General features: G+C 61.5%; 21 protein-coding genes. 7 read left to right on the top strand and 14 right to left on the bottom strand.

Features of this window, described 5'->3' with window-relative positions:
• The first annotated feature begins 37 nt into the window (after positions 1 to 37).
• From ACMGGN_RS05250 to fabB, 5 genes are all read left to right on the top strand, one after another.
• Entirely contained in the window at positions 38 to 2,185 is a 2,148-nt protein-coding gene (locus tag ACMGGN_RS05250; protein WP_414156506.1) for a TonB-dependent receptor plug domain-containing protein, read from the top strand.
• Complete coding sequence (locus tag ACMGGN_RS05245) at positions 2,185 to 3,075, top strand: ABC transporter substrate-binding protein (protein ID WP_115274287.1); 891 nt, start codon at positions 2,185 to 2,187, stop codon at positions 3,073 to 3,075. Before ACMGGN_RS05250 ends, ACMGGN_RS05245 begins: the two co-directional genes overlap by 1 nt.
• Positions 3,072 to 5,003, top strand: coding sequence for an ATP-binding protein (locus ACMGGN_RS05240; RefSeq protein WP_046785241.1), 1,932 nt, complete (start codon positions 3,072 to 3,074; stop codon positions 5,001 to 5,003). Before ACMGGN_RS05245 ends, ACMGGN_RS05240 begins: the two co-directional genes overlap by 4 nt.
• Before the next feature lie 201 nt (positions 5,004 to 5,204).
• Complete coding sequence (fabA, locus tag ACMGGN_RS05235) at positions 5,205 to 5,720, top strand: 3-hydroxyacyl-[acyl-carrier-protein] dehydratase FabA (RefSeq protein ID WP_012315334.1); 516 nt, start codon at positions 5,205 to 5,207, stop codon at positions 5,718 to 5,720.
• Between the two features lie 11 nt (positions 5,721 to 5,731).
• The gene (gene fabB, locus ACMGGN_RS05230) at positions 5,732 to 6,952 is read left to right on the top strand and encodes a beta-ketoacyl-ACP synthase I (protein WP_012315335.1); all 1,221 of its coding nucleotides are present in this window, start codon (positions 5,732 to 5,734) and stop codon (positions 6,950 to 6,952) included.
• A gap of 89 nt (positions 6,953 to 7,041) precedes the next feature.
• On the opposite strand, the gene ACMGGN_RS05225 is transcribed toward fabB, so the two are convergent.
• On the bottom strand, positions 7,042 to 8,046 hold the full coding sequence (locus tag ACMGGN_RS05225; RefSeq protein WP_115274286.1) for an amidohydrolase family protein: 1,005 nt from the start codon (positions 8,044 to 8,046) through the stop codon (positions 7,042 to 7,044).
• Positions 8,047 to 8,160: 114 nt separating this feature from the next.
• On the opposite strand from ACMGGN_RS05225, the gene ACMGGN_RS05220 reads away from it, so the two are divergent.
• Positions 8,161 to 9,024 carry a pirin family protein gene (locus ACMGGN_RS05220; RefSeq protein WP_046785243.1) on the top strand — a complete coding sequence of 288 codons (864 nt, stop codon included), beginning with the start codon at positions 8,161 to 8,163 and terminating at the stop codon, positions 9,022 to 9,024.
• A 128-nt stretch (positions 9,025 to 9,152) separates the two neighbouring features.
• On the opposite strand, the gene ACMGGN_RS05215 is transcribed toward ACMGGN_RS05220, so the two are convergent.
• The 4 genes from ACMGGN_RS05215 to ACMGGN_RS05200 form a co-directional block, all read right to left on the bottom strand.
• Positions 9,153 to 9,878 carry a dienelactone hydrolase family protein gene (locus ACMGGN_RS05215; protein ID WP_281869532.1) on the bottom strand — a complete coding sequence of 242 codons (726 nt, stop codon included), beginning with the start codon at positions 9,876 to 9,878 and terminating at the stop codon, positions 9,153 to 9,155.
• A 64-nt stretch (positions 9,879 to 9,942) separates the two neighbouring features.
• Positions 9,943 to 11,847 carry a molecular chaperone HtpG gene (gene htpG, locus ACMGGN_RS05210; protein WP_046785421.1) on the bottom strand — a complete coding sequence of 635 codons (1,905 nt, stop codon included), beginning with the start codon at positions 11,845 to 11,847 and terminating at the stop codon, positions 9,943 to 9,945.
• A 69-nt stretch (positions 11,848 to 11,916) separates the two neighbouring features.
• Entirely contained in the window at positions 11,917 to 12,399 is a 483-nt protein-coding gene (locus ACMGGN_RS05205) for a PaaI family thioesterase (RefSeq protein WP_115274283.1), read from the bottom strand.
• Positions 12,396 to 12,872 (bottom strand): PaaI family thioesterase, encoded by a 477-nt coding sequence (locus ACMGGN_RS05200; RefSeq protein ID WP_174142476.1) that lies wholly within the window; start codon positions 12,870 to 12,872, stop codon positions 12,396 to 12,398. The genes ACMGGN_RS05205 and ACMGGN_RS05200 overlap by 4 nt, the downstream gene beginning before the upstream one ends.
• Positions 12,873 to 13,037: 165 nt before the next feature.
• Here ACMGGN_RS05200 and ACMGGN_RS05195 point away from each other — a divergent pair, with 165 nt between their 5' ends.
• Complete coding sequence (locus ACMGGN_RS05195) at positions 13,038 to 13,307, top strand: hypothetical protein (protein ID WP_012315342.1); 270 nt, start codon at positions 13,038 to 13,040, stop codon at positions 13,305 to 13,307.
• 67 nt (positions 13,308 to 13,374) lie between these two features.
• On the opposite strand, the gene ACMGGN_RS05190 is transcribed toward ACMGGN_RS05195, so the two are convergent.
• The 9 genes from ACMGGN_RS05190 to sdhA form a co-directional block, all read right to left on the bottom strand.
• Positions 13,375 to 14,124, bottom strand: a complete 750-nt coding sequence (locus ACMGGN_RS05190; RefSeq protein WP_119687484.1) for a DUF599 domain-containing protein — start codon at positions 14,122 to 14,124, stop codon at positions 13,375 to 13,377.
• Positions 14,125 to 14,304: 180 nt separating this feature from the next.
• On the bottom strand, positions 14,305 to 15,618 hold the full coding sequence (brnQ, locus tag ACMGGN_RS05185) for a branched-chain amino acid transport system II carrier protein (RefSeq protein WP_046785248.1): 1,314 nt from the start codon (positions 15,616 to 15,618) through the stop codon (positions 14,305 to 14,307).
• 392 nt (positions 15,619 to 16,010) lie between these two features.
• Complete coding sequence (gene sucD, locus ACMGGN_RS05180) at positions 16,011 to 16,895, bottom strand: succinate--CoA ligase subunit alpha (RefSeq protein ID WP_003254203.1); 885 nt, start codon at positions 16,893 to 16,895, stop codon at positions 16,011 to 16,013.
• Positions 16,895 to 18,061, bottom strand: a complete 1,167-nt coding sequence (sucC, locus tag ACMGGN_RS05175) for an ADP-forming succinate--CoA ligase subunit beta (RefSeq protein WP_011534748.1) — start codon at positions 18,059 to 18,061, stop codon at positions 16,895 to 16,897. Before sucC ends, sucD begins: the two co-directional genes overlap by 1 nt.
• Before the next feature lie 172 nt (positions 18,062 to 18,233).
• On the bottom strand, positions 18,234 to 19,670 hold the full coding sequence (gene lpdA / locus ACMGGN_RS05170; protein ID WP_039602469.1) for a dihydrolipoyl dehydrogenase: 1,437 nt from the start codon (positions 19,668 to 19,670) through the stop codon (positions 18,234 to 18,236).
• A gap of 96 nt (positions 19,671 to 19,766) precedes the next feature.
• Positions 19,767 to 20,984, bottom strand: coding sequence for a 2-oxoglutarate dehydrogenase complex dihydrolipoyllysine-residue succinyltransferase (gene odhB / locus ACMGGN_RS05165; RefSeq protein WP_039602468.1), 1,218 nt, complete (start codon positions 20,982 to 20,984; stop codon positions 19,767 to 19,769).
• Positions 20,985 to 21,026: 42 nt separating this feature from the next.
• A complete protein-coding gene (locus ACMGGN_RS05160) occupies positions 21,027 to 23,858 on the bottom strand; it encodes a 2-oxoglutarate dehydrogenase E1 component (protein ID WP_012315347.1) in 2,832 nt (943 codons plus the stop codon).
• Positions 23,859 to 24,104: 246 nt separating this feature from the next.
• Positions 24,105 to 24,809, bottom strand: a complete 705-nt coding sequence (locus tag ACMGGN_RS05155) for a succinate dehydrogenase iron-sulfur subunit (protein ID WP_012315348.1) — start codon at positions 24,807 to 24,809, stop codon at positions 24,105 to 24,107.
• An 11-nt stretch (positions 24,810 to 24,820) separates the two neighbouring features.
• Positions 24,821 to 26,593, bottom strand: a complete 1,773-nt coding sequence (gene sdhA, locus ACMGGN_RS05150; RefSeq protein ID WP_012315349.1) for a succinate dehydrogenase flavoprotein subunit — start codon at positions 26,591 to 26,593, stop codon at positions 24,821 to 24,823.
• Positions 26,594 to 26,595: the final 2 nt, after the last annotated feature.

The following is a 26,595-nucleotide window of genomic DNA, read 5'->3' as shown; positions in this document are numbered from 1 at the left end:
CAGCCTGTGGCTGGCAAAACCCCCATGGTCAGTTAACATGCCTGTTTCAACTCTGATACAAGGCCGTATCGTGTTCCATGGCACGCCTCCCTACCCTCGCCTGTTGCTGCTGACTGCCTTGCTCGGCAGCCCGGCCGTGGCCGACGACCTGTTCATCGACAACGCCGACCTGCCACAGGTTCTGACCGCCACGCGGCTGAAACAATCCCCGGCCGCCGTGCCGGGCAGCATGACCGTGCTCGACAGCGAACTGATCCGTGCCAGCGGCGCCCGCGACATCCCCGAACTGCTGCGCCTGGTGCCGGGGATGATGATCGGCTACGGCGCCGGCAACCAGCCAACCGTCAATTACCACGGCACCAACGTCAACGAAGCCCGGCGCATGCAGGTGCTGATCGACGGCCGCTCGGTGTACCGTGCGGGCCTGGCCACGGTGGACTGGAGCGACATCCCGGTGGCGCTGGAGGACATCGAACGCATCGAGGTATTCCGCGGCCCCAACACCGTCAGCTACGGCGCCAATGCACTGATGGCGGTGGTCAACATTCTCACCCGCAATCCGGCGGACAGCCATGGCACGCGCATGAAGCTGACCCGCGGCCAGGATGGCATCGATGACTACTACCTCAGCCACGGCTTCGGCTGGGACGGCGGTGATCTGCGCCTGTCGGTGTCGGGCCAGAAAGATGACGGCTTCGATGAAAACCAGTTTGGCCAGGATTACCGCGACAGCCGCCGCCTGAACCGCTTCAACCTCAGCGTCAGCCATAGCCTCGCGACAAATCAGACCCTGGAATGGCAACTGGCAGCCAAAGAGGGCAGCAACCAGCGGCCCTATACCTACCAGCCCGTATTCCCCTTCGTCACCGAAAGCGGCAACAACGCCGACGTCAACGCCAAGGACTACGCAGGCTCCGTGCGCTGGAACATCGACTTCAACCCTGACCACAGCCTGTACGTGCAGGGCTCGGCCCAGCACTTCGACCGCCAGCAGGTCTGGCGCGCCTGCGACGCAGCGCTGTCGTTCAGCCCGGAACTGACCCGGCTGTGGCAGCTCAACCCGAATTTTGCCGAGCAGGTCGCCCGCGGCGCCAACAACCCGCCCAACAGCAGCAACCCCGAAGAGCAGGCGCTGGTCGATGCCATCAAGGACCAGTGGAACAACCAGGGCGGCAGCAACGTGGTGTGCGGCGATGTCGACCAGAGCACCCGTGAAACCCGCTACGACCTGGAAATCCAGGATACCCTGAGCCTGACCGACAACCTGCGCCTGCTCAGCGGCATGAACTACCGTTATGACCGCGCCGACTCACAGACGTATTTCGACGGCGGCCTGGACGATCAGACCTGGCGCCTCTTCAGCCAGTTGGAGTGGCGCGCGGACGATCATTGGATCCTGCAGGGCGGCGCGATGTTCGAAGACTCGCAACTGTCCGGCAGCTCGCTTTCCCCGCGCATGGCAGTCAACTACCTGATCACCCCGCGCCACGGCTTGCGTGCGGTGTACTCCGAGGCAGTGCGCTCGCCGGACATGTTCGAAAACAACGTCAACTGGAGCTACACGGTCAAGAACCTGACCCCTACTGCGTTCGGCCAGCAGAACGGCGAGTATTTCGTCAAGACCCGCGGCCCGGGCGACCTCGACCAGGAACGCATGCGTTCACGCGAGCTGGGCTACAACGGCCAGTTCACTGCTATCGACCTGAACATGGATGTGAAACTGTTCTACGACGAGATCACCGGAATGATCAGCGAGCCCCTGAGGAACAACCAGTACATCGCCAGTAACGCCAACAAGGCCCGATTCAGCGGCAGCGAGGCACAGCTGGACTGGCGCCCTACCCGGCGCGACCGCCTGCGTTTCACATATGCCTATGTCGATGCCTGGGCCAGCAACCCCGCCGACAGCGCCAACACCGCCCGCAACAGCGGCTCGGCGGGCTGGATGCGCGAATGGGGTGATGGCTGGTCCAGTGCGCTGTTCTACTACGGCGACGATGCCCTTAACCAGTATCGCTACGAGCGCCTCGACCTGCGTCTGGCCAAACGCTTTCGGATCGAGGGCAGCACCCTTGAGCTGGCTGCGTTGTGGCAGCAGCGCCTGGACGACGAGCCGACCACCACCCTCCAGAACCGCTATGACAGCCGTCACCGCCTGAGCGTCAGCGCGGAGCTGGAGTTCTGATGGCCCGCCTGCTGCGCCTGCTGGTGTTCTGCCTTTGGCCATTAGGCTCGCTGTCCGCCAGCGAAATCCTGTTGGTCGGTGGCGAGGAACAGCCCGGCATCCGTAGCTTTGTCGCGGCCCTCGAAAGCCGCCGCAACCAAGATCAGGTACGGTTTCAGACCGTCGCCGAACTGCCGCGCCCAGGCAAGCTCAAGGCCGACCTGCGCCTGGTGCTGCTTGACAGCGCCGCACTGGAGTGGCGCCTGGCCGAAAGCAAAGGGCCGGCGGCCCTGGCCATGCGCATCAGCCGCGTGCAGGCCGAGCAGCGCCTGGGAAAGTCGCGACCGGCGTACCTGACGCTGCTGTGGAGTGACCCGCCCCTGGCCCGCCAGTTGCGCCTGGCCCGCTACCTGTTGCCGCAGGCCCAACGCATCGGCGTGCTGTACGCAGAACACAGCCATTTTCTGCTTGATGAACTACGCCAGGCAGCCCGGCCACTGGGGCTGGAAATCGTCGCCCAGCAATGGCCGGACCCGCGCGACAGCCGGCCGCTGCTGGATCTGTTGGGCAATAGCGACGTGCTACTGGGCCTGGAAGACCCCGACCTTTACAACTCCAAGACCGCCAAGAACCTGCTGCTCAGCACCTACGGCCGGCAGATGGCGCTGATCGGCCCGAACGCCGGTTTCGTCCGCGCCGGTGCCCTGGCCAGTACCTACAGCGACCAGGAGGACTGGCTGGCGGTGCTCGACCAACTGCTCGACCGCCCGCCAGCGCAATGGCCGCGCAGCCTCTACCCCGCACGTTTCGGGGTCAGCGGCAACCAGCAGGTGGCTCGCGCCCTGGGCCTTGAACCGATCGATCCGAACGCCACTGCCAAGGTTTTGGCTGAAGGAGAACCCACCCCATGACTAGACGCCTGAGCTGGGATATCCACACCCGTACGCAGATCATAAGCCTGGGCCCTGCGCTGCTGCTGACATTGCTGCTGATCAGCTTCTTCACCTTCGTGCGCATCCAGGACTTGCGCCAGGAGCTCAACCATACCGGTCAGCTGATCGCCAATCAGTTGGCTCCAGCGTCCGAGTACGGTGTGATCTCGGGTAACAACGAAGTGCTCGAAGGCCTGATGCGCGCCACCCTGAGCATCCCCCACGTGCGCTTTCTGGAAGTGCAGGACAGCCGCAACCACATCCTGGTGTACGTCGAGCAGTCAGACGAGAGCGCTAACCGGGCACAACGCGTGGAGGTGTTCCAGGCGCCGATCCGGCTTCAGCAAATACGCCTGGACAACGACTTCCTGCAGCAGGGCAAAGCGCCGTCGCCGGCGATCGGGGACGATTATCTGGGGCGGGTGATCGTCGGCATGTCGGACGACGCCTTCAGCCAGCGCCAACAGGAGATCGTTATCAAGGCTGGCATCCTGGCGCTGTTCGCCCTGTTGTTCACCTTCCTGCTCGCACGGCGCCTGGCCATGAGCCTCGCAAAGCCGATCAGCGACATGGGCCATGCGGTCAAGGCCATCCAGCAAGGTGACTACAACACCCCGCTGCCGGTGGTCGACGACAGCGAGCTGGGCCACCTGGCACGCCACATCAACAACCTGGCCAGCGCACTGGAACAGGCCAGCGCCGAACAGAAACAGGCCATTGCCCAGTTGATCCAGGCCCGCGAGGAGGCCGAGCAGGCCAACGGCGCCAAGTCGGAATTCCTCGCGATGATGAGCCACGAGCTGCGCACCCCCATGAATGGCGTGCTGGGCATGCTGCAGCTGCTCGAAACCACCCAGTTGACCAGCGAGCAGGCCGAGTACACGGCTGTGGCCAGCGAATCCACCGGGCACTTGCTCAAGGTGATCAACGACATTCTCGATTTCTCACGGATCGAACGCACCACGCTGCAACTGGAGCATATCGACTTCAATCTCGGCGAGCTGATCGCCAGCAGCGTGCAGTCCTTCCAGCACAGCGCACAACAACGGGGCCTGGATCTGCAACTGCAATTACCGGCCCAGAGCGAGCGGCTGCAGGTGGTGGGCGACCCGACGCGCATCCGCCAGATCCTCCTCAACCTGGTCGGCAATGCCCTGAAGTTCACTGAACGCGGCCAGGTGCAGGTCGAAGCGCGTTGGCAGGCGCTCGATCGTCAGACGCTGTGGTTCACGTGCAGCGTGCGCGACACAGGCATCGGCATCGACAGCGAACGCCTGGAAATGATGTTCGTCGCCTTCCAGCAGGCCGACAGCTCGATTTCCCGGCGCTATGGCGGTACTGGCCTGGGGCTGTCCATCGCTCGCACCCTTGCTGAACGCATGGGCGGCAAGCTGCGTGGCGAAAGCCACGAAGGGCTGGGCTCGACCTTCACCCTGGAAATGCCGCTAGCCCTGGCGAGCCCTGCGCCTGCGACATTGCCCGGCGCGCTGGCGGCTCACACACCGCTCGCCAAAGGCGAACGGATCCTGCTGGTGGAGGACAACCCGGTCAATCAGAGCGTCATCGAAGCCATGTTGCGCAGCTTGGGGCTGGAGGTCAGCGTGGCCCATGACGGCATCCAGGCCGTGGAAAAGGTCAGCCAGCAGCACTTTGCTGCCATCCTGATGGACTGCCGCCTGCCGCAGGTCGATGGTTATGAAGCCACCCGACGCATACGCCTGCTGCCCAACGGCGGCCAGTTGCCGATCATCGCCTTGACCGCCAACGCCCTGCAGGGTGACCGGGAACGTTGCATGGCCGCCGGCATGGACGATTACCTGAGCAAACCGTTGCGCCGCACTGACCTGCAGCAGGTGTTGCAACGCTGGTTACCCGGCCGGACAGCCGCGACTGGCGATAAATGCTAAAGTGCGGCAGTCTTAAGGACTGGACAGGACCTTCATCGGCCCTGAAAATAGACGTTTCAGTGCACACCTGTACTTCTTTCGCCAGGTGCGCTGTGACTTTCACCACAACGCAATAGTCTACCTGTAGGCTGCCGCCCGGACTGATGCCGGGTTGGCCGGGAAGATTCATCCCCTGCCACAGGGGGTTATTGAGGAGCTCGCATGACCAAACAACACGCCTTTACTCGGGAAGACCTGCTGCGCTGCAGTCGCGGTGAGCTGTTCGGCCCAGGTAATGCGCAACTGCCCGCGCCGAACATGCTGATGGTCGATCGCATCACCCATATCAGCGAAGAAGGCGGCAAGTACGGCAAAGGTGAATTGGTCGCCGAGCTGGATATCACCCCGGACCTGTGGTTCTTCGCCTGCCACTTCGAAGGCGACCCGGTAATGCCGGGCTGCCTGGGCCTTGACGCCATGTGGCAGTTGGTTGGCTTCTTCCTGGGCTGGCAGGGCCTGCCTGGCCGTGGCCGCGCCCTGGGCTCGGGTGAAGTGAAATTCTTTGGCCAGGTATTGCCTACTGCCAAGAAAGTCACCTACAACATTCACATCAAGCGCGTCCTGAAGGGCAAGCTGAACATGGCCATCGCCGATGGCTCGGTCAGCGTTGACGGCCGCGAGATCTACACTGCCGAAGCCCTGCGGGTCGGCGTGTTCACCTCCACTGACAATTTCTAAGGGTTATTCGCATGCGCCGCGTCGTTATCACTGGTCTGGGCATCGTATCGTGCCTGGGCAATGACAAAGCTACCGTCACCGAAAACCTGCGCAACAGCCGTCCGGGTATCCGTTACAACCCGGAATACAAGGAACAGGGGCTGCGTAGCCAGGTTTCCGGCTCCATCGACCTCAACCTCGAAGAACTGATCGACCGCAAGGTCTACCGCTTCGTCGGCCACGCTGCGGCGTATGCCTACCTGGCGATGCAGGACGCGATCAAGGACGCCGGCCTGACCGAAGAGCAGGTTTCCAACCCGCGTACCGGCCTGGTGGCTGGCTCCGGCGGCGCCTCGACCCTGAACCAGATGGAAGCGCTGGACACCCTGCGCGAGAAAGGCGTCAAGCGTGTCGGCCCCTACCGCGTCACCCGCACCATGGGCAGCACCGTTTCGGCGTGCCTGGCCACCCCGTTCAAGATCAAGGGCCTGAACTACTCGATCTCGTCGGCCTGTGCCACCTCGGCACACTGCATCGGCACCGCCCTGGAGCAGATCCAGTGGGGCAAGCAGGACATCGTCTTCGCCGGTGGCGGTGAAGAAGAGCACTGGAGCCAGTCGTTCCTGTTCGATGCCATGGGCGCCTTGTCGACCAAGCGCAACGATACTCCGGAACTGGCTTCGCGCGCTTACGACGCCGACCGTGATGGCTTCGTCATCGCTGGCGGTGGCGGTATGGTCGTGGTCGAGGAACTGGAACACGCCCTCGCCCGTGGCGCCAAGATCTACGCCGAAATCGTCGGCTACGGCGCTACGTCCGACGGCTACGACATGGTTGCCCCAAGCGGTGAAGGTGCCATTCGCTGCATGCAGCAAGCACTGGCCACTGTCGACACCCCAATCGACTACCTGAACACCCATGGCACCTCGACTCCGGTCGGCGACGTTGCCGAAATCAAAGGTGTTCGCGCCGTGTTCGGCGACAAGGCACCGAAGATCAGCTCGACCAAGAGCCTGTCGGGCCACTCGCTGGGTGCTGCCGGCGTCCACGAGGCGATCTACTGCCTGCTGATGATGGAGAACAACTTCATCGCCGGCTCCGCCAACATCGACGAGCTGGACCCGGAAGTCGCTGACCTGCCGATCCTGCGCAAAACCGAAGAAAACGCCAAGATCGATACGGTCATGAGCAACAGCTTCGGCTTTGGCGGCACCAACGCCACCCTGGTGCTCAAGCGCTGGACTGGCAAGTAATGCCTTGATGCGGTAAATGAAAACGCCCCGACTGGTTCGGGGCGTTTTCTTTTGTGTTTGCCTGTGCCGCGTAGCGTTCGGGCAGACCGTCAGCGAGCCTTGGGCAAGACCGCCAGGAAGTTGTCCCGCGCCACCTGCTTCGCCACCCCCTCCGGCAAGGCATCCAGAAACGGCTTGAAGCTGTGCATCTGCTCCCCCACGCTGCCAAACTTGCCCACCACATCAGACCCAAGCATGAACCGCTGCGCGAAGCGCTCGACCAGCGCCAGCCACTCCTTGCGCGGCACACCCTTGTCATCCAGCAGGTAGGGCTCGAGCACAGTCCACGACAAGTCGATGTAAAGGTTCGGGTAGTCGTTGAGCAGGCGCGTCAGCACCGGCAATAGAAAGTCCATCTGCGTCTGATGCCGATGAATCTCCATGCTCGTGCCCGCGTGCGCCCAGATGAACCGGGTATGCGGATGATTGCGCAGAGGTTCCTCGATCTCGGCCAGGTAAAGCGGGTTGCGCTCACGCTTGGAGGTGATGTTCGAATGCAGCAGTACCGGCATGTCGCGTTCGGCTGCCAGGTGATAGATACGGGTCATCGCCTCGTTGTTGGCGCGCGGCGTATCACCGCTGGTCAGCGCAGTAAGGTCGTCGTGCCGGGTAAATACTTCACCTATGCCCTGCCAGAGGCCAGGGTAGAGATCGAGCATGCGCTCGATATGGCTGACCGCATTCTTGTCTACCGGATTGAAACCGGTCAGGAAAGGATGAAAACGCTTGCGCTGCTCGGCCGGCAGCTTCTGCAGCGCCGCCGCCACGTAGGTATCGGTGGCGCTGTACCAGTAGGCGTCGGCATCGTCACCGGCGTAATAGCGCGGCCGCTTGGGCTCATCCTCGTGCCATTTCTTGGCCACCGGAATGCCAGAAATCATCGAGTGGTCGACACCCGCTTGATCCATGGCCTTGATCAGGGCAGCCATACCCTCGGTCTCTTGAAAGAAGTCCACATAGTGCAGGTGGGCGTCACTGTAGCGGTAATCACGCGCCTGTGCCGCCTGGCACAACGTTGCGCTCAACAGCAGGCAGGCCAGCGCTCTGGCGATCATGGGCAGCATCCTTCTCTGTGTATGAACAGAGTAGACCTGGCGGCCAAGCCAGCGGTTCAGCCATGCACGGCAAACCGCTATGCTGGTGCTATTTCCCGCCGCCTGGAGCACAGCATGAGCAGCCCATTGGTGATCCGCCCGCGCGCCGAGTCGGTCGAGGGCCAACCGATCCTGCGCCCACTGCCGTCGGCGCAGTGCCGCAGCGTCGGCCCGTTCGTGTTCTTCGACCACATGCTCGAGACCGACTATGCGCCGGGCCACGGCATGGATATTCGCCAGCACCCGCATATCGGCCTGTCGACGCTGACCTACCTGTTCGAAGGGGCGATCCTGCACAAGGACAGCCTGGGCTCCAATCAGCGCGTGTTGCCTGGCGATGTGAGCTGGATGACGGCCGGCAGCGGCGTGGCGCATGTCGAACGCACCCCGGTCGATGCGTTGGCACACGGTTCGCGCCTGCATGGGCTGCAGGTGTGGCTGGCGTCGCCCCGCGCGCTCGAGCAAGGCGCACCGAGCTATAGCCATCACGCCGCGGCCAGCCTGCCAGTGAGCGATAACCTGGGGGTACGCATCTGCATGATTGCAGGTAGCGGTTTCTGCCTGGAATCGCCGGTGCCAGTCCTCTCCCCTACCCTTTACGCGCATGTGCAGATGCAATCGGCGACCACGCTGGTGGTACCTGATGAGCATGCGCAACGGGCGCTGTATCTGCTCGACGGCGAGCTGATGATGAATGATGAGGAAGTCGAGGCGTGCAGCTTGGTGGTGCTGCCTGAGGGCGAAGAGATTGCCTTGTATGCCGAGGGTGAATGCCAGCTGGTATTGATCGGCGGCGAGCCACTGGATGGGCCACGGCGGATGAACTGGAATTTCGTGGCCAGTGATCCGCAACTGATCGAACACGCCCGGGCGAAATGGGCTGCCGGCGATTGGCCGGTGGTGCCGGGGGAGACTTCGCGGATCGAGCTACCGCGTTAAAGTGGGGCCGCTTTGCGGCCCATCGCCGGCAAGCCGGCTCCCACCGGGACCGCGCCGCTCTCGGGGGCAACACCTCAAGTGGGAGCTGGCTTGCCAGCGATGGGCTGCGTAGCAGCCCCACTGCACCGTCAGCGCTGGAACACTTCAGTGAGCAAATTGTGCATCGAGCGGAACGCCCGCTCCGAGGTCCTGCGGTCATACTGCATCTTGCCCGGCACATTGGCATTCGGGTCGGTGAACGAGTGCACCGCGCCGCCATAGCTCAGCAGCTGCCAATCCACCTTGGCCGCATTCATCTCTTCCTCGAAGGCCGGCAGCTGCTCCCTCGGCACCAGGGGGTCGGATGCGCCGTGCAGCACCAGCACCGAGCCCTTGATGTGCTTGGCATCTTCAGGGTTCGGGGTATCCAGCGTGCCATGGAACGACACCGCAGCCTTCAGGTCTGCACCGGTACGGGCCAGCTCCAGGGCGCAGCAGCCGCCAAAGCAGAAGCCGAAGGTTGCTACCTTGCCAGGCTCCAGTAACGCCTTCGACTGTGCCACCAGCTGCGCCAACGCCTCCTTCATGCGCTTGCGCAATTCGCCACGGTCATTCTTCAACGGCATCATCGCCGCCCCGGCTTCGTCAGCATTGGACGGACGCACCGATTGCCCGTACAGGTCGGCAATCAGCACCACATAGCCTTTTTCGGCCACTTCCTTGGCGATGCGCTCGGCACCTTCGCCAATGCCCATCCAGTTCGGCGCCATCACCAGGCCCGGTCGCCCCAACGCACCTGGCTCATACACCAGACGGCTTTCATAGGCCTTGCCGGACAGGTGATAAACCAGCGATTCGACGATTACCTTGCTCATCAAGCACTCCTTGGGCATTCACCATTAAAAAAGCCCGCCGAAGCGGGCTTATCGATGCATCAACTCAAGCAGACAGCTCGACCAACAGCTTGTTCAGACGACGAACGTACGCCGCCGGATCCTTCAAGCTGTCACCGGCCGCCAGGGCCGCCTGATCGAAGAGGATGTGCGACAGTTCGGCAAAGCGGTCTTCACTCTGCTCGTTGTCCAGCTTTTCAATCAGCGGATGAGTCGGGTTGAATTCGAAGATCGGCTTGGAGTCCGGCACCTTCTGCCCGCTGGCTTCGAGGATCTGGCGCATCTGCAGGCCCAGGTCCTGCTCACCGATGGCCAGGATTGCCGGCGAATCGGTCAGGCGGTGCGACACACGCACTTCGGCGACGCTCTCACCCAGCGCAGATTTCAAGCGCTCGACCAGGCCTTCTTTTTCCTTGGCGACTTCTTCCTGGGCCTTCTTGTCCTCTTCGGAGTCCAGCTTGCCCAGGTCCAGGTCGCCACGCGCGACATCGACGAAGGCCTTGCCGTCGAACTCGTTGAGGTAGCTCATCAGCCACTCGTCGATGCGATCGGTCAGCAGCAGCACTTCGATGCCTTTCTTGCGGAAGACTTCCAGGTGCGGGCTGTTCTTGACCTGCGCGTACGACTCGCCGGTGAGGTAGTAGACCTTGTCCTGGCCTTCCTTGGCGCGCGCCAGGTAATCGGCCAGGGAGACGCTCTGCTCGCCGCTCTCGTCATGGGTGGAGGCAAAGCGCAGCAAGCCGGCGATCTTCTCCTTGTTGGCGAAGTCTTCGGCCGGGCCTTCCTTCAGCACCTGACCAAAGTTCTTCCAGAAGCCCTTGTACTGCTCAGGCTCGTTCTTCGCCAGCTTCTCCAGCATGTCCAGCACACGCTTGGTCAGCGCAGTTTTCATCGAATCGATGATCGGATCCTTTTGCAGGATCTCGCGGGAGACGTTCAGGGACAGGTCATTGGAGTCGACCACACCCTTGATGAAGCGCAGGTACAGCGGCAGGAACGACTCGGCCTGGTCCATGATGAACACGCGCTGCACATACAGCTTCAAGCCGCGCGGCGCTTCACGCTGGTACAGATCGAACGGCGCGCGGGCCGGCACGTACAGCAGCGAGTTGTATTCGAGCTTGCCTTCGACCTTGTTGTGGCTCCAGGCCAGCGGGTTTTCGAAGTCATGGCCGATGTGCTTGTAGAACTCCTGGTATTCCTCGTCCTTGATTTCGGTACGCGGGCGGGTCCACAGGGCACTGGCGCGGTTGACGGTTTCCCATTCTTCGGCCGGCTGCTCTTCACCTTCGGCCGCCGCCTGCTCTTTGGGCAGCTGGATCGGCAGGGCAATGTGATCGGAGTACTTCTTGACCACGTTACGCAGGCGCCAGCCATCGGCGAATTCCTGCTCGTCCTTCTTCAGGTGCAGGACAATACGGGTACCGCGCTGTGGTTTTTCGACGGTGGAAACTTCGAAGTCGCCCTCGCCCTTGGACGACCAGTGCACGCCCTCGGCAGCCGGCTGGCCGGCGCGACGGCTGAACACGTCGACCTTGTCGGCCACGATGAAGGCAGAGTAGAAGCCCACACCGAACTGGCCGATCAGGTGCGAATCCTTCTTCTGGTCACCGGTGAGGTTCTTCATGAAGTCGGCCGTGCCGGACTTGGCGATGGTACCCAGGTGAGTGATCACATCTTCGCGGCTCATGCCGATGCCGTTGTCCTCGAGGGTCACGGTACCGGCGTCCTTGTCGAAACTCAGGCGGATTTTCAGGTCGGCGTCGTTTTCGAACAGCTCTGGCTTGGCCAGGGCTTCGAAACGCAGCTTGTCGGCGGCGTCGGAAGCGTTGGAAATCAGCTCACGCAGGAAGATTTCCTTGTTCGAGTACAGCGAGTGAATCATGAGGTGCAGCAGCTGCTTTACCTCGGTCTGGAAGCCCAGGGTTTCCTTTTGTGTTTCCACACTCATGGTCTTCAAAACTCCGATCTGATGGCAGTGGGCGCCGGCAGCCGAATCGGCATGCATTAACGGCGGATGTCATGCAGATGGGGGCAGCCCCGACGATTTCAAGGGCTTTTGGGGCTCAATCTTGAAATGCGCACGGGCAGTGGCGATCGGCGATTGTCGATCGCCCTGCCAGGCGGTGATCGCCACATTGGTCACCCGCCGGCCTTGGCGCCAGAGCTGGCACTGCGCGTAAGTGTCGCGAAAGAGCCCGGCGCGCAGGTAGTCGATGGAAAAATCGATGATCTTGGGGATGCTGGCGCTCTCGCTGTAGATCAGCAGATACAAGGCGGCAGAAAGCTCCATGAACCCAGCAATCACACCGCCATGAATGGCCGGCAGCAACGGGTTGCCGATGTTGTCCGGGCTGGCCGGCAAGCGGAACAGCAGGTCATCGCCCTGGCGCTCACAGGTGATGCCGATCAGGCTGGCGTAGGGTATCAACGCCAGCAATGGCTGGTAATCGCCCACGGCATGCGCCGCGTTGAGCTGTCGACGTACGTCTTGTGGAATCATGCCCCGCCCTCCTTCAGCCCCTTGCCGAACCGGATGCCGCCCTTGACCTCCTGCCCCAGGCGCATGAAGGTACCGACAACCTGGCAGATCGGCTGGGCGGGGTCGTCCTGATAGGCCATGCCACGGGTGAAAATCACGTCTCGGGTGACCCGATAGCACTGGGCATGACCATAGATGGGCTTTCCCGCCTCTGCCGGATGCATGTAGTCGATACGAAGGTCCAGCGTTGGACATACTTCAAAGCTCGGCAGCACGCAAAGGGTGGCCATCCCGCAGGTGGTGTCCATCAGCGTGGTCAGGGCACCACCATGCACTGCGCCGGTCTGCGGGTTGCCAACGATGGCTGGCGACCAGGGCAAGAGCAGCGTCATGCCATCGGCGTCCGCATGCTCCACGCGCATTTGCAACACTTGACAATGTTTCAGTGCCGACAAGAAACGCTCGGCCATGGCCATCAAGCTTGAATCGGTCATCGGTACACTCCTCTTCACAGCCACTGGCGCCTGCGACATCTGCATAAGTGTGATAAAAAGTCTATCCGCGATGCGGTGTTATATATCTGTAACTGATACGGAACTATTGCCGCATGGCTGAACTCGAAGGAACAAGTCACTTATTCCACCAAGGAGAAACACCCAATGCGTAAACCATTTGCTTTTGCTCTGATGCTGGCTGCTGCCATGGGCCTGGCTGCTTGCGATAAAGCGAGCGAAGACAAAGCCCAAGACGCACAGGAACATGCCGAGCAAGCCCAGGAAAAAATGGGCGAAGCTCAGGATAAAATGAACGACGCCGCCGAGGAAAACGCCGAAGCTGCCAAAGATCAGGCTGAAGCCGAGCAGAAGGCTGCTGAAGAAGCCGCTCCGGCAACTCCGGCTACTGCACCGGCTGAGCCTGCCAAGCAGTAATCGCGACGCACAAAAAAACCCGACATTGTCGGGTTTTTTTGTGCCTGCCAGTTATAGGTTAAACGTTTCATGTGTTTGTACCGAGGCCTTCCTTGCTGGTCTCGGTAGGCGCACTTTCCGTTGGCGTGAACACCATCACTTCCAGCACATCGGAGTGGAACTCCCGGCGATACAGGATCAATACCACTCCTACACTCACGACCATGAACAACCACGGGCTGATGAACCAGGTGAGCATGGCCATGCCGAAGTAATAAGACCGCAAGCCAAAGTTGAACTGATTGGCCGCCAGCGACAACACCCTCGCCGCCCGCGAAGCGAAAGCCTTGCGCTCAAGCTCACTGACCAGCCGCTCGCCTATCATGGGCGCAGACCCCACCAGCACTGCTGCGAAGTTGTACTGGCGCATGCACCAGCTGAACGTAAAGAACGCATAGACGAAAACCATCGCCAGGCAAAGCAGCTTGATTTCCGACATGCCTTGCGAGGCCTGCTGCACCAGAGGCAGGTCGGCCAGCAGCGACAGGGCGCGGTCAGTGGCCCCCAGAACAGTCAGGATGCCGGCCAGAATGATCAGGGTACTGGAGGCAAAGAACGACGCGTTGCGCTCCAGATTGCCAATTACACTGGCATCGGCGATGCGGTTGTCGCGCAGCAGCATGCGGCGCATCCAGTCTTCCCGGTACAGATGCAGCACACTGGCCAAGCAGGCAGTGTCGCGGCCCTTCCAGATGGCATAGCGGGTATAGCCGCCCCAGCAAAGGGCGAACCAGCAGAGGGCCAACACGTTGTGAAGGTTGCTTTGGATGAAATTCATGCAGTTTTCCCGAAGGCCAGGGCAGACAAGGATAGGGACCGCATTTCGACGCTTGCAAGCACGCAAAGGCACATCGGCGCAATAAAAAACCCCGCACCCTTGAGGATGCGGGGTTTGGTGTATCGGCCTTCGCGGGCACCCTACGGCTTGTGGCCGGTGCCAACGGCAGGCGTCAACCTATCAGGCCAGCGCTTCGCGCGGCTTGCCAAGCATGCGGTCGCACGCCACAGCCGCCATCAGTGTCACCACCGACGGCACCAGCCAGGCCAGGCCCTGATCGCTCAGCGGCAGGTGGGCCATGAAGTCCGGCAGCACGTGGGCAATGCTGCTGCCCTTGATCGCGTCAACCATGCCGAACAACAGCGACACCAGCATGACCGGCGCCAGGATACGTGTTGGCGAATTCCACAGGTCTTTGACGAAGCTCAGCCCTACCACCACGATGCACGGTGGGTAGATGGCGGTCAGCACCGGGATCGAGAACATGATCAGCTTGGTCAGGCCCAGGTTGGAAATCAGCAGCGAGAAGCCCGCCAGGATCACCACCAGCGCACGGTACGACAGCGGCAGGATCTGGCTGAAGTACTCGGCGCATGCGCAAGTCAGGCCTACGGCAGTAACCAGGCAGGCCAGCGCGATCAGTACCGCCAGGAAACCGCTGCCAAGCGAACCGAAGGTGTGCTGTACGTAGGCGTGCAATACCGCTGCACCGTTGGTGGCGCCAGCCGCGATATCATGGCTGCTGGCTCCCAGGCGGAACAGGCTGATGTAGACCAGCGCCAGGCCTACACCGGCAATCAGGCCGGCAATGATGGCATAGCGGGTGATCAGCTTCGGCGACTCGACACCCCGCGAACGGATGGCATTGACGATCACGATACCGAAGACCAGCGCACCCAGGGTGTCCATTGTCAGGTAGCCATCGGAGAAGCCTTTGGAGAAGGCCGCAGCTGCATAGGCAGGCTGTGCTTCACCAATGGTGCCGGCCGGCAGCGCGAACGCCGCGATACCAAGTACCGCCAGGGCGATAATCTTCAGCGGCGCGAGGAAACGGCCCACGGTATCGAGCAACTTGCCCGGGTACATGGACACCGCCAGTACCACGATGAAGTACACCAGGCTGTAGAGGAACAACGCCAACGGGCTTTCACCGGTGAGCGGTGCCACACCCACTTCGAACGACACGGTCGCGGTGCGCGGGGTTGCGAACAGCGGGCCGACCGACAGGTAGCATACCGCCGCCAACAGGCCGCCGAAGAACTTGCCGATCGGGCTGCTGAGCGCATCCATGCCACCACCGACCTTGGCCAGTGCGACCACGGTGATGACCGGCAGGCCCACAGCCGTTACCAGGAAGCCCAGAGCGGCCATCCACACATGCGGCCCGGACTGCAGACCGACGATGGGCGGGAAGATGATATTGCCAGCGCCCACAAAAAGCGCAAACGTCATAAAGCCAAGCGCCAGGATATCCTGGCCTTTTAAAACTTTCATTTAGGGTAGTACCACACTGCTGAAATCGGGATTCGAGAAGGGATTTCCCCTTGAGTGAGGGAAATGCTGCCCGGCTTGATAGGCCAGACCCGTTTAGCGTGTCGTTCCCTTTTGGGGTACGGGCACAAAGTGAACGCGTAGATTAACCGTTTTACCCGCTAAACGCACTGGCACAGTGCTGCTTGTCCGATGTGCGTACATGTTTGTCGTCTGGTTGACCGTGTTCGACGACAATTTATTGCTGATTCGAGCGGATGTCTGGTTGAAAATCCTGATCAGGGTGATCGAACTTTCCGAAGGTGGGGGCGCAGCCTTCACAGCCGCACAACGACAAAGGCCACCCGAAGGTGGCCTTTGTGCGCGTGGGGGTACTACATATTACTTTGTGTTACTTACTTCTTGGCTTCCCAGCCAGTCAGCTCGGCCAGGGCCTTGCCGATGTCAGCCAGGGAACGCACGGTCTTCACACCAGCGTCCTGCAGGGCGGCGAACTTCTCGTCCGCAGTGCCCTTGCCGCCGGAAATGATGGCGCCAGCGTGGCCCATGCGCTTGCCCGCAGGTGCAGTAACACCAGCGATGTAGGAAACGACTGGCTTGGTCACGTGGGCCTTGATGTAGGCTGCGGCTTCTTCTTCAGCCGAACCGCCGATCTCACCGATCATGACGATCGCTTCGGTCTTCGGGTCTTCCTGGAACAGCTTCAGGATGTCGATGAAGTTCGAGCCCGGGATCGGGTCACCGCCGATGCCGACGCAGGTCGACTGGCCGAAGCCGGCGTCGGTGGTCTGCTTCACAGCTTCGTAGGTCAGGGTGCCGGAGCGCGAAACGATACCGACCTTGCCTGGCAAGTGGATGTGGCCTGGCATGATGCCGATCTTGCACTCGCCCGGGGTGATGACACCTGGGCAGTTAGGGCCGATCAGGGTCACGCCCAGCTCGTCGCACTTGACCTTGGCATCCAGCATGTCCAGGGTAGGAATGCCTTCGGTGATGCAGACGATCAGCTTGATACCGCCGAAGGCAGCTTCCAGGATCGAGTCTTTGCAGAACGGAGCCGGAACGTAGATCACCGAAGCGTCAGCGCCGGTAGCTTCCACGGCTTCCTTGACGGTGTTGAACACCGGCAGGCCCAGGTGGGTGGTGCCACCCTTGCCCGGGGTAACGCCGCCGACCATCTTGGTGCCGTAGGCAATGGCCTGTTCGGAGTGGAAAGTACCCTGCGAGCCGGTGAAGCCCTGGCAGATGACTTTGGTGTCTTTATTGATCAGGACGCTCATTACTTGCCCTCCGCAGCTTTGACAACTTGTTGAGCAGCGTCGGTCAGGCTGGTTGCCGCAATGATGTTCAAACCGCTTTCTGCCAGTACTTTTGCGCCCAGTTCGGCGTTGTTGCCTTCAAGGCGAACGACGACCGGAACCTTGACGCCGACTTCCTTCACTGCACCGATGATGCCTTCGGCAATCATGTCGCAGCGAACGATGCCGCCGAAGATGTTGACCAGTACGGCCGCGACATTGCTGTCGGACAGAATGATCTTGAACGCTTCGGTAACGCGTTCTTTGGTAGCACCGCCGCCCACGTCGAGGAAGTTGGCTGGCTTGCCGCCGTGCAGGTTGACGATGTCCATGGTACCCATGGCCAGGCCGGCACCGTTGACCATGCAGCCGATGTTGCCTTCCAGGGCAACGTAGTTCAGTTCGAACTTGGCAGCGTGGGCTTCACGGGCGTCGTCCTGCGACGGGTCGTGGAAGGTCTTCAGCTTGGGCTGACGGTACATGGCGTTGGCGTCGATGTTGATCTTGGCATCGAGGCAGTGCAGGTCGCCATCGGCCTTGATCACCAGCGGGTTCACTTCCAGCAGGGCCAGATCGTGATCCTTGAACAGCTTGGCCAGGCCAACGAAGATCTTGGCAAACTGTTGAACCTGCTTGCCTTCCAGGCCCAGCTGGAATGCCAGTTCACGACCCTGGAACGGCTGAGCGCCGACCAGCGGGTCGATGGTAGCCTTGAGGATCTTCTCAGGCGTTTCGTGAGCGACTTTCTCGATGTCCACGCCACCTTCGGTGGACGCCATGAACACGATACGGCGGCTCGAACGATCCACTACAGCGCCCAGGTACAGCTCTTTGGCGATGTCAGTGCAGGATTCGACCAGAATCTTGGAGACGGGTTGACCGTTGGCATCAGTCTGGTAGGTCACCAGATTCTTGCCCAACCACTGTGCAGCGAACGCCTTGGCGTCTTCCTTGCTGCGAACCAGCTTGACGCCGCCCGCTTTACCGCGACCACCAGCGTGGACCTGGGCTTTGACAACCCACTCGGAACCGCCGATCTTGTCGCAGGCTTCTGCAGCTTGCTCAGGGGTATCGACAGCGAAACCCTTGGAAACTGGCAGGCCGTACTCAGCGAACAGCTGCTTACCCTGATACTCGTGAAGATTCATGCTTTTTACCGTCTTCGTTAGGTACTGCGCTTCGGCGCTGCGCCATTACTGGCGCCGCACCACCTGTGACCGTTGACCCCGGGTTTTCCCGTGTGATCCGGTCCGGCGGACGTTCCGCGGTGAGTCATGCACGCAAGACTCACGACGGGCAGCCCGCCGTGGTTTCTTATAATTAACGCTTCTTACGGTTGGCCACGTGAATGGCGCCGCCATTCACTGCCAGCGCTGCTTCATGCAACGCTTCGGACAGGGTTGGATGGCTGAAGACCATCATGCCCAGATCCTCGGCACTGGTGCCGAATTCCATTGCGATCGCGCCCTGCTGAACCAGTTCGGCAGCCGACGGGCCAATCACGTGTACACCCAGTACGCGGTCGGTCTTGGCATCGGCGATGACCTTGACGAAACCACCGGTGTCGTTGGCCGCCATCGCACGGCCGCTGGCCGCGAACGGGAAGGTGCCTACGTTAACCTCAACACCCTCGGCCTTCAAGGCTTGTTCGGTCTTGCCGACCCACGCGATTTCCGGGTGGGTGTAGATAACCGAAGGGATCAGGTCGTAGTTCATCTGGGCCTTGTGGCCCTTGATGCGCTCGACGACCATGATGCCCTCTTCCGAGGCCTTGTGCGCCAGCATCATGCCGCGGACAACGTCGCCGATGGCATAGACGCCCGGTACGCTGGTAGCGCAGTGGTCGTCAACGAAGATGTAGCCACGCTCGTCGATGTTCACGCCGCTGTCGGAGGCCAACAGGTCGGTGGTCACCGGGCGACGGCCGACCGCGACGATCAGCTTGTCGAAGGTGATCTTCTGCTCGCCTTCGGCGTTGGTGTAGGTCACTTCGACTTCGTTGCCGTTGACTTTCGAGCCGGTGACGCGAGCGCCCAGCTTGATGTCCAGGCCTTGCTTGGTCAGGGTCTTCTGGGCTTCTTTCGACACTGCGGTGTCAGCAGCCATCAGGAAGGTGTCCAGGGCTTCCAGGACGGTGACTTCAGCACCCAGGCGAGCCCACACCGAGCCCAGCTCCAGGCCGATCACGCCAGCACCGATCACGCCCAGACGCTTGGGAACCGATTGGAATTCCAGGGCGCCGGTGGAGTCGACGATGACGTTCTGGTCGACCGGAGCCGGCGGAATGTCGATCGGACGCGAGCCGGAGGCCAGGATCACGTTCTCGGCTTCGATGATTTCGGTGGTGCCATCAGCCTTGGTGACTTCGACTTTCTTGCCAGCCAGCAGTTTGCCGTGGCCCTGGATCGAAGTGACGCCATTGGCCTTGAACAGGGTGGCAACGCCACCGGTCAGGTTCTTGACGATGCCAGCCTTGCGACCAACCATCGCGGCCACGTCCATCTTCACTTCGCCAGTGGAGATGCCGTGGACGTTGAAGCTCTCTTTGGCTTCCTTGTACTTCCAGGAGCTGTCCAGCAGCGCCTTGGACGGAATGCAACCTACGTTCAGGCAGGTGCCACCCAGGGCCAGCTTGCCCTCGGCGTCGGTGTACTTCTCGATACAGGCAGTCTTCAGACCAAGTTGGGCAGCCTTGATGGCAGCCACATAACCGCCAGGACCTGCACCAATCACCACTACGTCGAATTTCTGGGTCATAAAAGATTCCTTTTTAGCTTCAAGCGGCAAGCTGCAAGCCGCAAGTCCAGCAGGCTTCGGCTTGAAGCTTGCGGCTTGCAGCTTACAGCTGCGCGATTAGATGTCCAGCAGCAGGCGGGACGGATCTTCCAGCAGGTTCTTGATGGTGACCAGGAAGGTTACCGCTTCCTTGCCGTCGATCAGGCGGTGATCGTACGACAGCGCCAGGTACATCATCGGGCGGATTACCACTTGGCCGTTGATGGCCATCGGACGCTGGATGATGTTGTGCATGCCGAGGATGGCGGCCTGCGGCGGGTTGACGATCGGGGTCGACATCATCGAGCCGAAGGTACCACCGTTGGTGATGGTGAAAGTGCCGCCGGTCATTTCTTCGATCGACAGCTTGCCGTCACGGGCCTTCTTGCCGAAGGTGGCGATGCCGTTCTCGATTTCAGCCAGGCTCATCGATTCGGCGTTGCGCAGTACTGGCACCACCAGGCCACGGTCGCTGGAGACGGCAACGCCGACGTCGGCAAAACCGTGGTAGACGATGTCGTTGCCGTCGATCGAGGCGTTGACAGCAGGGAAACGCTTCAGCGCTTCGGTAGCGGCCTTGACGAAGAACGACATGAAGCCCAGGCGCACGCCGTTATGGGTCTTCTCGAACAGGTCCTTGTACTTCGAACGCAGGGCCATGACTTCGGTCATGTCGACTTCGTTGAAGGTGGTCAGCATCGCCATGTTGGACTGGGCTTCAACCAGACGCTCGGCGATCTTGGCACGCAGGCGGGTCATCGGCACACGCTTCTCGGTGCGATCGCCAGCAGCGGCCACAACCGGGGCGGCAGCGGCAGGCTTGGCAGCCGGAGCAGCGGCAGGCGCGGACTTCTTGTTGGCAACTGCAGCAACCACGTCTTCCTTGGTGACGCGGCCACCTTTGCCGGTACCGGCAACGGTAGCCAGGTCGATGCCGTTCTCTTCAGCCAGCTTGCGCGCGGCCGGAGCGGCAACCGGGTCGTCTTCGCCGGCATCGGCGGCAACGGCGGCCGGAGCAGCGGCGGCCGGAGCGGCAGCAGGCGCGGCGGCAGCAGCACCACCTTCCACGATCGAACCCAGCACTTCGTCGGACAGGACGGTATCGCCCTCGCCCTTGACGATGTCGCCCATCACGCCATCGGCGGTAGCCAGTACTTCCAGAACGACCTTGTCGGTCTCGATGTCGACGATCAGCTCGTCACGCTTGACGGCTTCGCCCGGCTTCTTGTGCCAGGTGGCAACGGTGCCATCGGCAACCGATTCCGGGAAGGTTGGGGCTTTGATCTCGATAGCCATTATCAGTGTTTCCTTAAATTCGGTTTCAGGTGCGCGAAGGCGTTAGACAGTGAAGGCGTCTTGCAGCAGTTTTTCCTGCTGTTCGGCATGCTTCGAAGCGTAACCACAGGCTGGCGCGGCGGAAGCGTCGCGGCCGGCGTATTCCAGGACCAGCGCCTTGTTGTGGCGGCCCAGGATACGGCGCATGTGGTGCTGGCTGCTGTACCAGGCGCCCTGGTTCATCGGCTCTTCCTGACACCAGACGGCATGCTTGAGGTTGGTGTACGGCGCCAGGATGTCGACCAGGTCGTCTTCCGGGAACGGGTACAGTTGCTCGATACGCACGATTGCGATGTCTTCGCGGCCTTCGGCACGGCGTTTTTCCAGCAGGTCGTAATAGACCTTGCCACCACACAGCACCAGGCGTTCGACCTTGGCAGGATCCAGGGTGTCGATTTCCGGGATCACGGTCTGGAACGAACCTTCTGCAAGGTCCTCCAGGGTCGAGACGGCCAGCTTGTGGCGCAGCAGCGACTTGGGCGTCAGCACGATCAGCGGCTTGCGCAGCGGACGGATGACCTGACGACGCAGCAGGTGGTAGATCTGTGCCGGGGTGGTCGGTACGCAGACCTGGATGTTGTGCTCGGCGCACAGCTGCAGGTAACGCTCCAGACGCGCGGAGGAGTGCTCCGGGCCCTGCCCTTCGTAACCGTGAGGCAGCAGCATGGTCAGACCGCACAGGCGGCCCCACTTGTGCTCACCGCTGGTGATGAACTGGTCGATCACCACCTGCGCACCGTTGGCGAAGTCGCCGAACTGGGCTTCCCAGATCACCAACGCATTCGGCGTGGTGGTCGAGTAACCGTATTCGAAGGCCAGTACCGCTTCTTCCGACAGGAAGGAGTCGTACAGGTCGAAGCGCGGCTGGCCCGGGAACAGGTTCTGCAGCGGCACGTAGGTGCTGGCGTCCTTCTGGTTGTGCAGCACCGCGTGGCGGTGCGAGAAGGTGCCACGGCCGATGTCCTGGCCGGTCATGCGGATCGGGTGACCTTCGAACTGCAGGGTGGCGTAGGCCATGGTCTCTGCGTAACCCCAGTTGATCGGCAAGCCACCGGCCTGCATCTTCTGACGGTCTTCGTAGATCTTCGACACCTGACGCTGGACGACGAAGCCTTCTGGCAGCTCGAGCAGCTTGGCCGACAGGTCCTGCAGGGTCTTGAGGTCGAAACGGGTGTCGTGACGCGCAGTCCAGGCGTGGCCCAGGTACGGACGCCAGTCGACGAACAGCTCGCGGTTCGGCTCCTTGACCAGGCTCTTGACCACGTGCAGACCGTTGTCCAGGGCATTGCGGTACTCGTCGATCTTGGCCTGGGCGCGCTCGGCATCGATGCGACCGGCCTGGATCAGCGCCTCGGCGTACAGCTCACGGGTGGTGCGCTGCTTGCTGATCTGCTGATACATCAGCGGCTGGGTACCGTTGGGCTCGTCGGCCTCGTTGTGGCCGCGACGACGGTAGCAGACCAGGTCGATGACCACGTCACGCTTGAACTGCATGCGGTAATCGATGGCCAGCTGGGTCACGAACAGCACAGCTTCCGGGTCATCGCCGTTCACGTGCAGGATCGGCGCCTGGATCATCTTGGCAACGTCGGTGGCGTACTCGGTGGAACGCGAGTCCAGCGGGTTGCTGATGGTGAAACCGACCTGGTTGTTGATCACGATGTGCACGGTGCCGCCGGTCTTGAAACCGCGGGTCTGCGACATCTGGAAGGTTTCCATGACCACGCCCTGGCCTGCGAAGGCAGCGTCACCGTGGATCGAGATCGGCAGCACCTTGTCACCGGCGGTATCGTTGCGGCGGTCCTGACGGGCGCGCACCGAACCTTCGACCACGGGGGAGACGATTTCCAGGTGGGACGGGTTGAACGCCATGGCCAGGTGAACTTCACCACCGGTGGTCATCACGTTCGAGGAGAAGCCCTGGTGATACTTCACGTCACCGGAGCCCAGCTCGTTCATCTTCTTGCCTTCGAACTCGTCGAACAGCTCGCGCGGGTTCTTGCCGAAGGTGTTGACCAGCACGTTCAGACGGCCGCGGTGGGCCATGCCAATCACGACTTCCTTGGTACCGTAGGAGCCGGAACGCTGGATCATTTCGTCCAGCATCGGGATCAGGCTTTCGCCACCCTCAAGGCCGAAACGCTTGGTGCCCGGGTACTTGGTGCCCAGGTACTTCTCGAGACCTTCACCGGCCGTCACGCGCTCGAGCAGGTGGGCCTGCACGTCGGCGGAGAAGTCCGGGCGGCCGCGCACGCTTTCCAGGCGCTGCTGGAACCAGCTGCGCTGCTCGGAATCGACGATATGGGTGAACTCGGCGCCAATGGTGCGACAATATGTCTTCTGGAGCGCCTCGACGATCTCGCGTAGGCTCGCTTCCTCTTTGCCGATGTACAGGTCGCCGGCACGGAAGGTCGTATCAAGATCGGCATTGGTCAAGCCGTAGTGATTGATCGACAGGTCTACGGGCGCAGGGCGCTGCCACAACCCCAAGGGGTCGAGCTTGGCAGCCTGATGGCCGCGCATACGATAGGCCTGGATCAGTCGCAGAACTTCAACCTGCTTCTTCTCGTGTTCACTGCTCACGCTCCCGGCAGATACCGGTTGGGCGCGGCGCTGGTTCTTTGCCAGCAGTACGAAATGGTCGCGGATTGTCGAGTGCGATACATCGGTAGCGGTGCTGCCGTCGGCGGGCAACTTCTGGAAGTAAGTGCGCCACTCTTCTGGCACAGCGTTAGGGTCGTGCAGGTAGAGTTCGTAGAGCTCTTCCACATATGCAGCGTTACCACCTGAAAGGTGGGCGCTTTCCCACATGCGCTGCATCACGCTTTCTTGCATGCTTGGTCACCCTCGGTTAGGGGACTGATCGGCGAGAGCCACAGCAAACCTGGAAAAGTCCGAACACAGCGACTGAACCACGCCACTTGGATCCTGCTGATTTTCCGGGTACCAGCCCGGAAAGCCCCTGCTGGTCTCATATCTTCATAGGTATCGAGCGCGGGCTTTTTGGGCCCTTGCTCAGGTTTTACCTCAGTGCGGGTTCACCACCCGCACCTCGGCTTACTGCAGTTACAACGCTTTGAATCAGGTGCCGCTTTGCAGCAGCATGTTACGTACGTGGCCGATTGCCTTGGTCGGGTTCAGACCCTTCGGGCAAACGTTGACGCAGTTCATGATCCCGCGGCAGCGGAAGACGCTGAACGGGTCATCCAGGGACGCCAGGCGCTCCTGGGTCTTGGTGTCACGGCTGTCGGCCAGGAAGCGATAGGCCTGCAGCAAGGCGGCGGGGCCCAGGAACTTGTCCGGGTTCCACCAGAACGATGGGCAGGAAGTCGAGCAGCAAGCGCACAGGATGCACTCGTACAGACCGTCCAGCTTGTCGCGATCTTCCGGCGACTGCAGACGCTCGATGGCCGGGGCCGGCGTGTCGTTCTGCAGGAATGGCTTCACCTTCTCGTACTGCTTGTAGAAGATGCTCATATCGACGACCAGGTCACGAATGACCGGCAGGCCAGGCAGCGGGCGCAGAACCAGCTTGTTGCCCTTGACCACGCCGGACAGCGGCGTGATGCAGGCCAGGCCGTTCTTGCCGTTCATGTTCATGCCATCGGAACCGCAAACGCCTTCACGGCAGGAGCGACGGTACGAGAAGCCCTCGTCCTTCTCCTTGATCAGCGCCAGCACGTCCAGCACCATCAGGTCCTTGCCGCCGGTATCGACGTCGAACGACTCCATCTTGGGCGCCGAGTCGGTATCCGGGTTGTAGCGATAAACTTCGACTTTCAACATAGCAGTCACCCTCAATAAGTCCGGACTTTTGGTTCGAAGGCTGGAACAGTCTTCGGCGCAAAGTTGACGCCACGCTTGGCCACGCGCTTCTCACCCGGGTAGTACAGGGTGTGGCACAGCCAGTTTTCGTCGTCACGGTCTTCGAAGTCTTCACGGGCGTGAGCGCCGCGGGACTCTTTACGGGCTTCGGCCGCGATGGCGGTAGCTTCGGCGACTTCCAACAGGTTCTGCAGCTCCAGCGCTTCGATACGCGCGGTGTTGAAGGCCTGGGACTTGTCGTTGATCTTCACGTTGGCGATGCGGTCACGCAGACCAGCCAGCTGCTCGATACCCTTCTGCATGTATTCGCCAGTACGGAATACACCGAAGTAGTTCTGCATGCAGCTTTGCAGCTCACGCTTGAGGCTTGCGACGTCTTCGCCAGTGGTACGCTCGTTGAGCTTGTTCAGGCGGTTCAGGGCGACGTCGACATCGGTATCGCTGGCATCGCGGTACTCGACGCCTTCGCTCAGCGCCTTCTCCAGGTGCAGGCCGGCGGCGCGGCCGAATACGACCAGGTCGAGCAGCGAGTTACCGCCCAGGCGGTTGGCACCGTGAACCGATACGCACGCCACTTCACCCACGGCGAACAAGCCCGGAATGATGTGATCCTTGCCTTCGGCGTCCATGGTGATGGCCTGGCCATGGATGTTGGTGGCAACACCACCCATCATGTAGTGGCAGGTCGGCACGACCGGCACCGGCGCTACAACCGGGTCGACGTGAGCGAAGGTCTTGGACAGTTCGCAGATGCCTGGCAGGCGGCTGTGCAGCACTTCCTCGCCCAGGTGGTCCAGCTTCAGCAGTACGTGGTCCTTGTTCGGGCCCACGCCGTTGCCAGCGATGATCTCTTTGACCATGGAACGGGCGACCACGTCGCGGCCGGCCAGGTCTTTGGCGTTCGGAGCATAACGCTCCATGAAACGCTCGCCGTGGGCGTTGATCAGGTAGCCACCCTCACCGCGGCAACCCTCGGTGACCAGTACACCAGCGCCGGCGATGCCGGTCGGGTGGAACTGCCACATTTCGATGTCCTGCACCGGCACACCGGCACGCAGGGCCATGCCGACGCCGTCACCGGTGTTGATCAGGGCGTTGGTGGTCGAGGCGTAGATACGGCCCGCACCGCCAGTGGCCAATACGGTGGCCTTGGACTTGATGTACAGGGTTTCGCCGGTTTCGATGCAGATCGCGATCACACCCACGAACGCGCCGTCCTGGTTTTTCACCAGATCGACAGCGTAGTACTCGTTCAGGAAGGTGGTGCCCGCTTTCAGGTTGCCCTGATAGAGGGTGTGCAGCAGCGCGTGACCGGTACGGTCGGAAGCAGCACAGGTACGTGCAGCCTGGCCGCCCTTGCCGAAGTCCTTGGACTGGCCGCCGAACGGACGCTGATAGATGCGGCCGGTTTCGGTGCGCGAGAACGGCAGGCCCATGTGGTCCAGCTCGAAGACCGCAGCAGGGCCTTCCTGACACATGTATTCGATAGCGTCCTGGTCACCGATGTAGTCGGAACCTTTGACGGTATCGTACATGTGCCAGCGCCAGTCGTCGTTCGGGTCGGCCGAAGCGATGGCGCAGGTGATGCCGCCCTGGGCGGAAACAGTGTGCGAACGGGTCGGGAAGACCTTGGTGACCACGGCAGTCTTGTGACCGCCCTGGGCCAGCTGCAGCGCTGCGCGCATGCCGGCGCCGCCACCACCGATGATGATGGCGTCGAAGGAAATGGTTGGAATGCTAGCCATGG

Source organism: Pseudomonas sp. BNK-30 (genome assembly GCF_047456185.1).
GTDB classification, from domain to species: Bacteria; Pseudomonadota; Gammaproteobacteria; order Pseudomonadales; family Pseudomonadaceae; genus Aquipseudomonas; species Aquipseudomonas putida_E.
Note: the sequence above shows the minus strand (reverse complement) of the source record. Positions and strands in the feature narration are given on the sequence as shown.